Below are 14,495 nucleotides of genomic sequence, written 5' to 3'. Positions count from 1 at the left end.
CCGTGAGGCCCTCGTCAGGGGAAGTGGAGGCATGGACCTTCGCCTCCCCTGACGGCGGCACGCGCCCGTGAGCACGACGCGCCGGGCCTTGCTCCGCCCGGCGCGTCCTCGACGACTTCAGTGCTTCGGAACCGCCACGGCCCGCGCGCGGGGACGCCGCATCGCGAGGCCGAGCGCCGCGAGCAGCAGGACGGCGGCTCCCGGCACGGAGCCCTCCGGACCCGACGAGCAGCCCCAGCCCGGAGCCGACTCCGTCACGGGCCCGTTGGCCCCGGTGACGCTCGCCGCGTCCTCCGCGCCGAGCTCGGGGGTGGACTTGTCCAGCGGCGCGGGGCCCCCTCCGGGGATGTTCCGCACCCGCACCGTCACCGACGACGGGGCGCTCACATTCACACCGTCGTGGACGCGCAGCTGGAAGGTGAAGTCCGTGTCCTTCGTCACCGCTGGCGCGCGGAAGAAGGGCCGCGGCGACTTCGAACTGGCGAGCACCACCGCCGGCCCCGCCGTCTGCGTCCACGTGTAGGTCAGCGCGGCGCCCTCGGGGTCCGTGCCGCTGCCAGTGAGCTGGACGATGAGGCCCTCATAGCGCACCTGAGCGGGCCCCGCGTTCGCCACCGGCGCACGGTTGATGCACTGGCCCCGGTGGGGGACGAACGTCGTGAACGGGGTGTTCGCCAGTCCCTCGAACTGGAGGTCGTTCAGGTCCCACCCCCGCGCGCCGACGCTCGCGTCCGTGCCGACTCGGAAGCGGATGAGCACCGTCTTCCCGGCATAGGTGGTGCCGAGGTCGGCGACACCCTGGATGAACGCGGGATAGCCCTCGCTCTCACCGCTGTAGGCCATCCGGTTCTCGATGGGATTGCCTCCCTCCGGCTGGATGAGCGTGGTGTAGGACGGGCTCAGGAACGCTCCGAGGTCCGTCCAGGTCAGCCCGCCGTCCTCGCTCAGCTCGATGACGGCCCCGTCGTAGTCCTGCTCCAGGACATGGCGGTACTGGAAGGTGAAGCGGAACGCGCCCGTCGCCGAGACATGGAGGGGCGGCGAGACGAGGAGGGTGTCCGAGTTGGTGTCGTTGTCCGGACCGTGGAAGTACCAGTCCTGGTCACCCGCGGCGTGCTGGCGCGTCCACGGGAAGGCGTCCGGATATTGTTGCTCCGCCAGGAGCCACGGGTGGTTGGCCGCGTCCACCGTCTCCAGGGTGCCCGTGCCCGGCAACTCGTCCGTGTTCACCCTCAGCGTGAGGGTCTGCGTCTGGTCCCCGGGAACCGTCTGGTCCGCGTCCCGGTACGCCAGCGTCAGGTTGATGACGCGCGGGCTGGCCGGACCGGAGAGCCGGACCGGCACCTCCACGGTGACGAGGTGGAGCGGGTCGGTGGGAGGCACGGACACCGTCGCGCCCTCCGGGAAGGACAGGTCCGTCGTGTCGCTGGAGAGCGTCACGCTCGTCTGCGTCAGCCGCTCGATGCCGCTGTTGCGCAGGGTCACCCGCAGGCGCACCGTCTCGCCCGTGTCGAGCGTCCCGTCGTCGTCACACGACAGCGCCGTCCCCGTCTGTTCGACCACCTCCACGCTGGCCAGGAGCACGTCCTTGCCGCTGGTGAAGCTCTCCACCACCCCGACATGGTCCGTCGAGTCCCGCGAGGGCGCGACGGCCCGCGTCCCGGCGCCGCGCTTCGCGAAGGCCTGGGCGAAGAGGATGTAGTCCGCCCTGTCCGTGGCATGGGCCACGGCCAGCAGCGCGTCGCGCGCCTCCAGGAAGGTGGGCGCGTTGGGGGTGAGCTTCATCGACGCGACCAGGTATTCCTTCATCCGCTGCTGGGCCTGGGCGAAGGTGAGGCGCTCCTTGTCCCTCAGCAGCGCCGCGTAGCACTCCCACAGCGTCACCGCCCACACCTCACCCGAGGAGTGGACCTCCGCGTTGTTCACACCGGAGCTGCCGAAGCTCACCGGGATGCCGGCGGGCAGCCGGACACCATTCTCGATGTAGCGCAGGGTGAGCGGGTTCTTCGTCAGGTCCGTCGTGTACGGGTAGCGCCGGCTGCCCCAGTAGTAGCCCTGGTTCGCACCGCCGCTGTTGACGTAGGCGCCACGCGCGTAGACGCCGTTGAAGTTCGCGTTGGAGGGCAGCTGGTCATCTCCCTCGCGGACCACCATCAACAGGCCCGCGAAGTCGCCCCAGCCCTCGCCCATGCTGCGGCCCTGGTTGTTCGTCAGGCCGTTGGCGTCGCCGATGAGGCGGTTGGACATGTAGTGCATCCACTCGTGGGCGATGATGGTGTTGTCGAGCGTGCCGTCGCGGTCCGCCCCCTGCCGGAGGAGCGTCACGCTCTCCGGAGCCTGGAAGCGGAACCAGCCCCCCACGTACTGCTCCACCGAGACGACGGGGATGGTGATGGAGGGCGCCCGGCCGGGCACGAAGAACTGCGACCCGATCTCCCCCTGGGGGACGATGACGAGGCCCACTGCGCCGGCGGCCTGCGCATGGGTGGCCTTGACGGTGTAGTCACAGCCCTGCATGTCCGCGAGGACAATCCTCCCGGCCACGGCGGCGGCGTTGGTCAGCGGCTGGCACGCGTCCGCCACGCTGCCCTCGGGGCCCGCCACGCCGTCCTCGGCGAAGGCCACGGCGGCGGTGACATTGAACTGCTGGGGCCCGAAGGCGGAGACACCGACCGGCAGGCGGCCTCCCAGCGGGTGCTCCAGCGAGACGTCCATGCCCCGGGGCCCCTTCGTGTCGTACACGTACATCTGCATCCGGGGCCGCGCGCCGTCCGAGGGCGTGAACATGTTCGCGTTGTTGCGGCCGACGTAGTCCTGCCCCTCCGCGCGGAGGTTGTCCGCGCCGAGGCCCCCGCGCCCGTAGTTGTCGGTCTGCGCGTTGCCCGCCGCCTCGTCGAAGCCGGAGTCGTAGTACCAGTCGTGCAGGAAGTTGGTGACGTAGAAGATCTGCGCCACCGAGCTCATCTGCTGCGCGTCCGTGACGCTCGGCGCGAGCATCAGGTCGTAGCCGTCGCCGAAGATGCCCGACCCGCCGAGGCTGCCGCGCAGGTCCCCCGCGCCGAAGCCGCTGGGCGCGACGAGGTCGACATACGCGTCCACGTTGTTGCCCACCGTCTGCGTGGCCCCCATGGGCAGCCACGGGTCATTGCGGCTGAAGGGCGTGTTCTGCAGCGTCAGGAGGTTCGGCGCCACGAAGGGCGCCTGGTAGCCGTCCGGCAGGCCCGTGGGGTGCGGCGTCGCCGCGTTGCCCTGCGGGCCGTCATACGGAATGTGGGGACTCTGGGTGTCCGCCCACACGCGGTAGGTGTAGCTCTGGTGGGACGAGAGGTCGTGGCGGTAGAGCACCTGCCCATCCACCGCGGAGATGACGTAGGCGTACTGGTCGCCGTCCGTCGCGGTGACGGGCGTGGTGTCGAGCTCCACGTACCAGGCGGGCACCAGCACCTCGGGCAGCGGGAAGAAGACCTGCTTCACGCGCGCGGGGGACGAGAACACCACCAGGCGCGGCCCGGGGCTGAGCGCATAGTGGCTGTAGGCGCCCTGGGCTTGCCCCATGAGCGACAGGCTCACCGCGGGCAGCGGGTCTCCGTGCAGGTCCCTCCACGCGAGGGCAATGGCCTCGCGCGGCTCCAGCCTGAAGGCCGAAGCCTCCTTCTCCAGCCGGGGATTGGAGGCCACCGGGCTCAGATGGCCGGACATGGCGACGAGCTGGTTGTCCGCGTCCAGCAGCACCTTCAGCGACTGGCGGAAGACCTCGATGCCTTCCACCTCCTGCCCGAAGGTGACGATGCTCGCGCCGTTGCTCGCGCGGTGGACGCCCCTCACGGGGATGTGCGGCGCGTCGGTGCGGCCCAACCGGTACAGCCCGGCCTGCTCGCCCAGGTACGTCCGCGCCACCTGCTCGGGCGGCACCGGCCGGAGGCTCTTCGCGCCGGGCTGCGCGGCGCGCGCTCCCCAGACGAAGGTGGGGACGCCCAGCCGGGGCTCCTCGTGTGCGACGTCCACGCCCTTCGCCCGCTCACGGGCGCTCGGCTCGCTCCCGGACGGAGGGCTGCGTGTAAAGGCATCCACCGCGGGGAGCTCCCGGGCCGCCTGGGCGGGTCGTCCCCCTACCGCCACAAAGATTGTCGTAGCTACCAGCAGACTGCGCATCACCTTGCACGCTCCCGATTCCAGAGTCCGGCCCCCTCCAACCAACTCTAGGAGATACGGCACAATGCAAGCTCATGTCGCAATCAAACTGCAAATACCCCCGGGTTTCACGAGGCGTACGCCGGAAATGGAGGGGCCCGGTTGCTTTTCGGCCGAAGACGCGCCCAAGGCCCGGTCCGGCTCGAAGAAGGCCCGCGGATGGATGATTGTCGTGGACCTCCAAGCCGGCCAGCATGCGCCTTCCACCGCGAACGACCTGCCCCCTTCCGGATGAAACGCCTGTTCCGCATCTCCCGCCTCCTTCCACTGCTCACCGTCCTGGCGGTCCTGAACCCCGTGGGCTGCCTGTTGCTGGTGGCGGTGTTCTTCGCGCCACCCTGGGCGCCCTCGCTGGTGAACCTGCTCAAGGGCATCCTGCGGGAGTACAGCCTCCTCCTGCTGCTGCCGGTGCTCGTGTCCGCGCTGCTCACCGCCCATGTGATTCATTCCGGGAAGTGGGGCTGGCTGCGCTGGGGCTCGGTGGCCGCCGTGCTGCTCCTGCTCTACGCGGCGTTGATGCCCGCCGCCTCCGCGTGGTGGATGGCGCGGACCCACGGCATCCCGCTCAGCCTCCGCGAATACTTCCGCCCCCTCGTGGCGCAACGGCCGCTCCCGAGCCAGACGGTGCGCTTCGCCACCGTCGACGGCGTCGAGCTGCATGCCGACCTGTTCCTCCCCGACGTCCCGTCCTCCGCCGCCCGGCCCGCGGTCCTCTACGTCCACGGGGGAGGCTGGAGCGGAGGAGAGCGCGGCTACGCCCGCGCCTGGGCCGGCTTCCTCACCTCGCTTGGCTACGCGGTCATCAGCCTCGACTACCGGCTCTTCCCGCCCGCGGCCGGACTGAAGGCGCCAGGAGACCTCCAGTGCGGCATCGCCTGGGTGAAGGCCCACGCGGCCACCTACGGCATCGACCCGGACCGGCTCGTCCTGTTCGGCGAGTCCGCGGGCGGGCACCTCTCCACCCTCGTCGGCTACGCCACGGGCGACGCGCGGCTTCCCGCCTCCTGCGACGCTCCGGACACGTCGGTGAAGGCGATCATCAGCTTCTACGCGCCCACCGACCTGGCCTCCCAGGCCGGGCACCGCGCGGGCTCGCGGCGGGTCCTGCAGGGCTTCACGGGTGTGCCCCTGGACGGGCACCGGGATTTGTACGCGCTGCTCTCCCCGCTCACGCACGTCGGCCCGAAAGCCCCGCCCACGCTCCTCGTCCACGGAGGCGCGGACACCGTGGTGCCGCTCCACGCCTCACAGGTGCTGGCCACGCGGCTCGCCCAGGCCGGCGTGCCGCACCAGTTCTTCACGCTGCCGTACGCGGAGCACGCCTTCGACGTCTGGGACGGCGGCTTCGGCCGCCAGCTCGCGCAGGCCGTGGTGGGGCGGTTCCTCCAGCAGTACGTGCCTGCCAGCGCCCGCCCCCACCCCTGAGAGTCAGGGCTCCACGGCGTGGGCACCGCCTTCCGCGTCCACGTCGAAGTGGAGGGAGCCCCGGTTGCTTCCCAGGACGAAGACGACATAGCGCCCGCCAGGCTGGAGGGGCTTGGGCTCCTCCAGTACGGCGAAGCCCTGGAGCGTCTCGCCATAGGTGAACTGACGGACGCTGGCCATGTCGCCAAACGGCTCGGCACGCACCTGCCAGAAGACCTGCCCCGCCCGGTCCAGCACCTGCACGGTGTCGTAGCGGGGACGGTCCTCGTGCTCGGGGTCCTCCACCACGAAGCGGGGGGACGGAAGCCGCTCGCCCCCGGACGCCAGCGCCACCTGGATTCTCGGACGGCAGGCGGTGAAGAGCAGGAGGGTGAAGCCGAGCAGCAGCGTGGCGGCGCGTGACGACCTCATGAGCTACGGGGCTCCCTGGCCCGCGCGAATCTGGGCGAGCGCGGAGTTGAGGTAGGCGGTGTAGTCCGTGCCGTTGTAGTTGAACGTCCCTCCGCTGGTGGGGTCGAAGAAGCCCGCGCGCTGGGCCTGCTGCAGGAGCTCGGCCTGCTGCTCGGGGTTGAGCTGGCTCCAGGACTTGCCCTCCTTGATGCCCTTCTCGAACTCGTAGCCGTCACCGACGTTCTGCGCCCACAGCGCCTCGCTCATGTAGTCCGTGCCGCCGTTCTGGTGCTGCCAGACGTGGGCGGACTCGTGCACCAGCAGGTCGGGCGTCAGCGGCAGGTCGTCCGGCGGGATGTAGATGGTGTTGCCATGGGTGAAGGCGCGGCCGGAGAGGCTGAAGAGCCCCGAGTTGCCCTCCTTGATGCGCATGGACGAGTAGTCGATGCTGTCGCCGTAGACGGTGCGCAGGGTGGCGATTTCGTCGCTGCTGAGCTTGCGGCCCGGCGGCTCCACGCCAATCAGCGTCTGGATGGCACTGAGGGCCCGGCCGCCCATCATCAGGAACGCGTCGACGGGCGTCTGGACGAACGTCTTCACCAGACCCAGGCCCATCTGTTTGAACCCCTCGCCGAACTTCCCCTGGAAGAGCTTGCCCACGCCTCCGAAGAAGGTGCCGAGCCCCTCACCGACGTTGCGAAACGCGCCCACCACGGTGTTGAGCGCGCCCGTGGCCAGGCCGCGGACGCCGTCGAACAGGCGCACGCCGACCCACTTCGCCGCGCTGCCCACGGCCTTCGCCGCGCCGCCAATGGCGCTACCCACCGCCGAGGCCGCGCTGCCCACGGCCTTCGCGGCACTGCCCACGGCGTTGCCGACGGCCGACGCCGCACTGCTGATGGCGCCTCCCACCGCCTTCACGGCGCTGCCCACGGCCTTCGCCGCGGCCTTGAAGGGGTTCCAGAACTCGACCTCCTTCGCCTTGCCGTCGACGTAGATGGTGCCCTTGTCGTTCTCGGCGCGAATCTCCGACACCTGGGAGGGCGTCAGCTTCTCGCCGGAGAGGATGCGGCGGAACAGCTCGCCCTCGTCACCCGCCGAGTCCTTGGAGTTGAGCTTCGTGTCGAGGTGGTGGCCCGCCTCCTCCACATAGGTCGACGCGGCCAGCGCGGGGTCCAGGTCCTGGTTGATGTACACCGTGCCGGACTCGGCGTCGTAGGCGCCGTTGGCCCCATTCAACTGGTCGGCGGGCACCTGCTTCACCGGAGGCAGCCAGCTGAAGTCTCCGGCCTGCGCCTTCTGCCGGTACTGCTCGGCCTGGACGGCGTTGTAGCCGTCGCCGAACACCGTGCGCATGGTGTCGTGGAACTTCTTCTTGTCGGAGGCCAACGCGCCGAACTCGCGCCGGAACTCGGACTGCACGTCGGGCTTCGGGCGGGCGAACTCACTCACCGTCGAGAAGCCGGCCCTGCGCGCCGTCGCCTCGCCCGCGGGCCTGGGCGAACCCTCCGCCCTCTTCCCCGAGGGCTCCTTCCCGGACTCATCGGGCCTGCGTGGTGTCTGCGTGGGTACCCTGGATTGAATCTTCATTTCGACTGCCCCCCTTTTTCGAGACTTCCCCATTCTACTGTGAGTGCGTGTTCCCGCGTCCAGTACCCGGTGGCTCGCGGGTGTTTCGAGCAACACAGCAAGGGAGGAGCCCGTGGGCACGGCGCGCCGGGTCTTGCTCCGCCCGGCGCGTCCCCACTGACGTCAGTGCTTCGGAACCGCCACGGCCCGCGCGCGGGGACGCCGCATCGCGAAGCCGAGCGCCGCGAGCAGCATGACGACGGCCCCGGGCACGGAGCCCTCCTGCCCCGCGGAGCAGCCACAGCCCGTGTCCTGCGCGGGCACGTCCGCCACGCGCACCTTCACCGTGTCCTCGCTGAGCCCTCCCCGGGCATCCGTCACCTCGAGCTGGAAGGAGAGCTCCGTGTCCCCGTCCACCGAGGGGGCGGTGAACGTGGCATTCGCGCCGTCCACCGTGAGGTCCACGGCGGGGCCGTCCACCTGCGTCCAGGCATACGTCAGGGCGGTGCCGTCCGGGTCCGTCGAGCCCTCGCCGCTGAGCGTCACCTGCGCGCCCTCGTCGACGCTCGGGTCCTCACCCGCCTGGGCCACCGGCAGCGCATTGAAGGTACCCCAGACGAGCACCGTCACCACGACGGGCGCGCTGTCCAGCTCTCCATCACTGACGACGAGCTGGAAGGACAGCTCCGTGTCGGAGTCGACCTGCGGCGCCATGAAGCCCGCGCTCGGAGCGGTGGCGTCCGTCAAGGTGACGGCGGGGCCGCCCACCTGCGTCCACGCGTAGGTGAGCGCGACGCCCTCGGGGTCCGTGCCGCTCCCCACGAGCGTCACGCGTGTCCCCTTGTTCACGGGGGCGGCCGGTGACGCGCCGGCCACCGGCGCCTGATTCCCCGCGGTGAAGTTCCTCACCCGCACCGTCACCGCGGACGGAGCGCTCGTGCTCACCCCGTCGTTGACCCGCAGCTCGAAGGTGAGGTCCGTGGCCTGCGTCACCTCCGGCGCGGTGAAGGTGGGCGCCGGCACGCTCGTGCTGCTGAGCACCACCTGCGGGCCCGCCGTCTGCGTCCACGCGTAGGTCAGCGCGGCGCCCTCGGGGTCCATGCCGCTACCCGAGAGCGTCACCTGGCGTCCCTCGCTGAGCGTCTGCGAGGGCCCCGCGTTCGCCACGGGCGCCCGGTTGATGCACTGGCCCAGGTGGGGGACGAACGTCGTGAACGGGGTGTTCACCAGCCCCTCGAACCGGATGTCGTCCACGTCCCAGCCCTTCTCGCCGACAGTCCGGTCCGTACCGATGCGGAAGCGGATGCGCACCGTCTTCCCGGCATGGGCGGTGCCGAGGTCGGCGACGACCGGGATGAACGCCGGGTAGCGCTCGCTCTGGACGTTGTAGGCCATCCGGCCCCCGATGGGATTCCCTTCACTCTCGCTCACGTATCCGTTGGGGCGGGGGTTCAGGAACTCGCCGAGGTCCGTCCAGGTCGCTCCGTCGTCCTCGCTCAGCTCGAGGATGCCTCCGTCGCCGGATTCAAAGAGGAAGCGGTGCTGGAAGGTGAAGCGAAAGGCCGCCGTCGCCGAGAGCTGGAGCGGCGGCGAGACCAGGGAGATGTCCGAGACACCGTCCTTGTCCGGGCCGTGGAAGAACCCGTTCGGGTCGTTCAGAGCCTGCTCGCGCGTCCACGGGAGGGCGCCCGGCGAAGCGACGCGGAGCCACGGCGAGCTCAACGTGTCCCCCGTCTCCACGGTGCCCGTGCCCGGCAGCTCGTCCGTGTTCACCCGCAGCACCAGCATCTGCTTCTGGTCCTTCGGGAACGTCTGCTCCGCGTCCCGGTACGTCAGCGTCAGGTGAAGGATGCCCGGAGTGGCCGGGCCGGAGAGCCGGATCGGCACCTCCAGGGTGACGAGCTCGAGCGGATCGGTGGGCGGCACGGACACCGTCGCCCCCTGGGGGAAGGACAGGTTCGCAATGTCGCTGGAGAGCGTCACGCTCGTCTGCGTCAGCCGGGCGATGCCGTTGTTGCGGAAGGTCATCCGCACGAGCGCCGTCTCTCCGGTGTCGAGCGCCCCGTCATCGTCACATGACGCCGTCGTCCCCACCTGCTCGACCACCTCCGCGCTGACCAGGACCACGTCCTTGCCGATGTCGAAGCTCTCCACCACCCCGGCATGGTCCGTCGAATCCCGAGGAGGCGCGACGGCCCGCGACCCGGCGCCGCGCTTCGCGAAGGCCCGTGCGAAGAGGAGGTAGTCCGCCGTGTCCTGGGTGTAGGCCACCGCGAGCAGCGCGTCGCGCGCCTCCAGGAAGGTGGGCGCGTTGGGGGTGAGCTTCATCGACGCGACGAGGTAGTCCTTCATCCGCTGCTGGGCCTGGGCGAAGGTGAGCCGCTGCTTGTCCCGCAGCAGCGCGGCGTAGCACTCCCACAGCATCACCGCCCACACCTCGCCCGAGGAGTGAATCTCCGCGTTGGTATTGCCGAAGCTGCCGAAGCTCACCGGGATGTCGCCAGGCAGGGCGACGTTCTTCTGGAGATGACGGAAGGTGAGCGGGTTCTTCCGCGGGTTGGTGCTGTACGGGTAGCGCCGGCTGCCCCAGTAATAGCCCTGGTTCTCACCACCGCTGTCGACGTGGGCGCCCTGCGCGTAGACGCCGCTCCAGTCATCGTTGGAGAACGACTGGGCATCTCCCTCACGGACCATCATCAACAGCGCCGCGAAGTCGCTCCAGCCCTCGCCCAGGCTGCGGCCCTGGTTGTTCGTCAGGCCGTTGGCGTCACCGACGAGGCGGCTGGACATGTAGTGCGCCCACTCGTGGGCGACGAGGGTGTTGTCGAGCGCGCCGTCGCGGTCCGCCCCCTGCCGGATGAGCGTCACGTTGGTATTCTTGCTGCTCCGAGCCAGGGACGACCCCACGCCATAGGATACGGAGACGACGGGGATGGTGATGGAAGGATCCCGGCCGTACATCTCGAACTCCGGCAGATTGAACCCGTCGTTGGCGATGACGAGCGCCAAGGCGCCGGCCGCCTGGGCGGTGGCGGCCTGCACGGTGTAGTCACAGCCCCCCCGGTTCGCGAGTGCGATTTCTCCGGCCACCGCGGCGGCATTGGTCAGCGGCTCGCACGCATCCGTCGTGCTGCCACCGGGACCCGCCACACCATCCTGGGCCATGACGACGAAGCCCAGGACGTTGAACTGCTGGGGCCCGAAGGTGGCACCGCCCAGTTTATAGCGGCCCATCATCGTCTCCCCAAATACGTCTGCGGCCCGGACCCCGCGCGTATCGAAGACCTGCAGCTCCATCCGGGGCCGCGCGCCGTCCGCGGGCGTGGACATGTTCGGGCCGTTGCGGCCGAGGAAGTCCTGGCTCTCGGCGAGGAGGCTGTCTCCCTCGATGCCCCCTCGGCCGTGGTTGTCGGCCTGCGCGTTGCCCGCCGCCTCGTCGAAGCCGGAGTCGTAGAACCAGTCGTGCAGGAAGTTGGTGACGTAGAAGAGCTGCACCACCGGGCTCGTCTGCTGTGCATCCGTGGCGCTCGGCGCGAGCGTGAAGTCGTAGCCGTCGCCGAAGACGCCCGAGCCACCGAGGGTGCCGCGCAGGTCGCCCGGGCCGAAGCCGTCGGGAGAGGCGAGGTCGGCATAGGCCTCCACGTTGTTGCCCGTCGTCTGCGTCGCCCCCGCGGGCAGCCACGGGTCATTGCGGCTGAAGGGCGCGTTCCGCAGCGTCACCAGGTTGGGCGCGACGAAGGGCGCCTGGTAGCCGTCTGGCAGGCCCGTGGGGTGCGGCGAGCCCGCGGTGCCCTGCGGGCCGTCATGGGGAAGGTAGGGACTCTGGGTGTCCGCCCACACGCGGTAGGTGTAGCTCTGGTGCGAGGACAGGTCGTGCCGGTAGAGCACCTGGCCGTCCGCTGCGGAGATGACGTAGGCGTACCGGTCTCCATCCGTCGAGGTGACGGGCGTGGTGTCCAGCTCCACGTAGTACGCGGGCACCAGCACGTCGGGCAGCGGGAAGAACACCCTCTTCACGCGCGCGGGCGAGGAGAACACCACCGTCCTCGGCCCCGGGGTGAGCGCGTAGTGGCTGTAGGCGCCCTGGGCACGCCCCGTGGGCGTCAGGCTCACCGCGGGGAGCAGGTCTCCGTGCAGGTCCTTCCAGGCCAGGGCAATGGCCTCGCGCGGCTCCAGCGTGAAGGCCGGAGCGCTCTTGTCGAACCGCGAGGTGGAGGCCACCGGGCTCAGGTAGCCGGACATGGCGACGAGCTGGCTGTCCGAGTCCAGCAGCACCTTCAGCGACTGGCGGAAGACCTCGATGCCTTCCACCTCCTGCCCGAAGGTGACGATGCTCGCGCCCTTGCGCGTGCGGTGGACGTCCTTGACCGGAAGGTGGGGCGCGTCGGTGCTGCCCAGCCGGTACAGCCCGGCCTGCTGGTCCAGGTACTTCCGCGCCGCTTGCTCCGCCTGCTCGGGCGTCGCCGGCTGGAGGCTCTTCGCGCTGGCCTGCGCGGGACGCACACCCCAGACGAAGGTGGGCACTCCGAGCCGGGGCTCCTCGTGGACGACGTCGACGCCCTTCGCTCGCTCCCGGGCGCTCGGCTCGCTCCCGGACGGGGGGACGCGCGCAAAGGCATCCACCGTCGGAAGCTCCCGGGCGGCGGACGCGGGACGTGCCACCACCGCCACAATGAATGTCATCAACGCCAGCTGGCCACGCGTCACGTTGCCCCCTCTTTCTAGAGCCTTCTAGAGATACGCGCGGACCCTGGAGAACTGGCACACGACACGTCGCGCCATGCCTCCAAGCGAAGACAATCCATGAATTGACGACAATTCCTATCACCGTGAGTGCGAGCTCCCACGTCCAGGGCGGGCATGGCGCCGCGGCGCCTCGAGCCACACGGCGAGTCCATCCAGGAGCCGCTGCATCCCGAACTCGGGAAGCGGCCAACGCCATCACTCTCGTGGACTACCGGAGCCGACGGCGAGCCCTACTGCCGCCACGCGGCGGGCACGCGCTTCTCGGTGGCGTACCGCTCCAGGTCCGCGAGCTGCCCCTGGGCGAGCTTCAGCTCCACCTCCACCTCCCAGCGCCGCTTGGTGGAGGGGCCTCCGGCGGCCTCGGCCGCCAGCAGCTTGCGCTTCTCCTCCTCCAGCGTGGCGATGCGGGACCGCGCCCGGCTGAAGTTGTTGCGCCACTCGTCGGCCTCCTGCCGGGAGCGGTCCGCCTCCTCGCGCCGCTGCCAGAGGCTCTGCTGCCATATCTGGATGCCGCCCTTGTTGCGCTTCCAGTCCTCACGCGAAGCGTGGAAGTCCTTCATCGGGACGTCGAAGCGCTCGGCCTGCGCACCCGCGCCCTCCAGCTTCAGCGAGGCATTCCCCGCCCCGGTGAGCGAGCAGTCCTCCACCGGCAGCCGCGCCGCGCCCACGTGGATGCCCTCCGACAGTCCTCGCGCCGCGAACCAGCGCAGGCGCCGCGAGTCCTCCGCCGCGGACATCGTGTCGCGCACCGGCCGCCAGTACTCGAAGTCCACCGTCAGCGAGCACTTCTGCCCTTCGGACTCCAGCTCCATCCGGCGCACCACGCGGCGCGGGGGCGCGTCGAAGCGCTCGATGAGCAACGCCACCAGGCCGAGCTGCTCGACGCGGCGGACCGACAGGAGCACCGGCTCCGCCGTCTCCTGCTGGTAGCGCTGGATTTCCCGCTGCTCGTCGCGCGACACCCGCGCCAGCAGCGCATCCCAGCGCGCCGTCGACTCGGGCGTGGTGGGGACGGTGATGAGCTTGCTGGCATACGGGATGGGCAGCGCCAGCCCCATGCCGTCCGCGTCGTTGACCTTCATGGAGACGACGCCCACCACCTCGCCGCGCCCGTCGAGCAGCGGCCCGCCGCTGTTGCCAGGATTCACCGACGCGTTGAACTGCACGTACCCGTTGCCCAGGTACTCCCGGCCCACGAAGCCCACCTTCCCCTCGTGCACGGTGAAGTCCAGCCCCTTGGGGCTGCCGATGAAGACGAGCCTGTCTCCCGGCTCCAGGCGCGTGACGTCGCCCACCCTCAGCGGCGCCGCCTTGGCCCCCACCACGCGTACGGTGGCGAGGTCCAGGTCCACGTCGGTCTTCAGCGTCTCCCCGAGGAGCTGGCGCCCGTCCGGCAACATCACCGTCATCATCTTCCCGGCCGGGCAGACCACGTGCTCATTGGTCAGCACCAACTCCGCGTCCACGAAGAAGCCGGAGCCCGTCTTGCCCTCGCACCGCAGGCTCACCGTGCCAGGCGAGGCGAGCCTGGCGATGTCCTGCGTGGAGAGGGTGCCCTCCTCGGGAGCCTTCACGGCCTCCTGCGCGGAGGTGCCCGGTTCCCAGCCGGAGAGCTGCCGAAGCCTGGGCGAGCGGGTCGCCCAGGCTCCGAACGCCACGCCGCCCAGCACGAGGACGCCGAGCGCCGCGGCGAGGGCCGCTCGCGAGGAGCGCCGGGGCGCAGCGGCCTCGGGCAGCTCCGAGGGCTGGAGGTACGCGTCGGCGCCATGCGCGGAGAGCACCGCCAGGAGCTTCTGCGCGAAGGCGCTGGAGACGCCGCGCACCACGCGGTTGCCCGGAATCGCCAGCGCCACCCGGGCCTCGGAGAACGAGGGCGCCGGAGGGCCGAGCAGGGCCAGCGCTCTCGCGAGCCCGAAGCGCTGGCGCTCGTCCACCATGGCGCCCTTCAGCACCACATCCATCAAGAGGCTGGCACCACAGACGCAGCGCGCACGCTCCCCTGCATCCGGCGCACCACACCGGAGGCACCTCACCTCGACCGAATCCGACATCTTCGCCATGTCCCCGCTGCCACCTGCTCCGCGCCGCCGCGCCAGGTCCGCGAGAGACCATAGCGCGCCAGCAGTCCCCCCGGCAGGGATTGCCGGCCCATGAGGCAAGACCTGCCGGCCATT

General features: G+C 70.3%; 6 protein-coding genes. 1 reads left to right on the top strand and 5 read right to left on the bottom strand.

The window, feature by feature from the left end; translation table 11 throughout:
• Nucleotides 1-117: 117 nt before the first annotated feature.
• A complete protein-coding gene (locus OV427_RS30655; RefSeq protein ID WP_267859744.1) occupies nucleotides 118-4,152 on the bottom strand; it encodes a myxosortase-dependent M36 family metallopeptidase in 4,035 nt (1,344 codons plus the stop codon).
• A 270-nt stretch (nucleotides 4,153-4,422) separates the two neighbouring features.
• On the opposite strand from OV427_RS30655, the gene OV427_RS30650 reads away from it, so the two are divergent.
• Nucleotides 4,423-5,616, top strand: a complete 1,194-nt coding sequence (locus tag OV427_RS30650) for an alpha/beta hydrolase (protein ID WP_267859743.1) — start codon at nucleotides 4,423-4,425, stop codon at nucleotides 5,614-5,616.
• Between the two features lie 3 nt (nucleotides 5,617-5,619).
• Here the strand turns inward: OV427_RS30650 and OV427_RS30645 are convergent, their stop codons facing one another.
• The 4 genes from OV427_RS30645 to OV427_RS30630 form a co-directional block, all read right to left on the bottom strand.
• Nucleotides 5,620-6,027, bottom strand: coding sequence for a hypothetical protein (locus OV427_RS30645; protein WP_267859742.1), 408 nt, complete (start codon nucleotides 6,025-6,027; stop codon nucleotides 5,620-5,622).
• Between the two features lie 3 nt (nucleotides 6,028-6,030).
• Entirely contained in the window at nucleotides 6,031-7,596 is a 1,566-nt protein-coding gene (locus OV427_RS30640; RefSeq protein ID WP_267859741.1) for a hypothetical protein, read from the bottom strand.
• A gap of 162 nt (nucleotides 7,597-7,758) precedes the next feature.
• Nucleotides 7,759-12,258 (bottom strand): myxosortase-dependent M36 family metallopeptidase, encoded by a 4,500-nt coding sequence (locus tag OV427_RS30635; RefSeq protein WP_267859740.1) that lies wholly within the window; start codon nucleotides 12,256-12,258, stop codon nucleotides 7,759-7,761.
• Nucleotides 12,259-12,551: 293 nt separating this feature from the next.
• Nucleotides 12,552-14,381 (bottom strand): S1C family serine protease, encoded by a 1,830-nt coding sequence (locus OV427_RS30630; RefSeq protein WP_267859739.1) that lies wholly within the window; start codon nucleotides 14,379-14,381, stop codon nucleotides 12,552-12,554.
• Nucleotides 14,382-14,495 lie beyond the last annotated feature (114 nt).

This window comes from Pyxidicoccus sp. MSG2 (genome assembly GCF_026626705.1).
In the GTDB taxonomy this organism is placed as follows: domain Bacteria; phylum Myxococcota; class Myxococcia; order Myxococcales; family Myxococcaceae; genus Myxococcus.
Note: the sequence above shows the minus strand (reverse complement) of the source record. Positions and strands in the feature narration are given on the sequence as shown.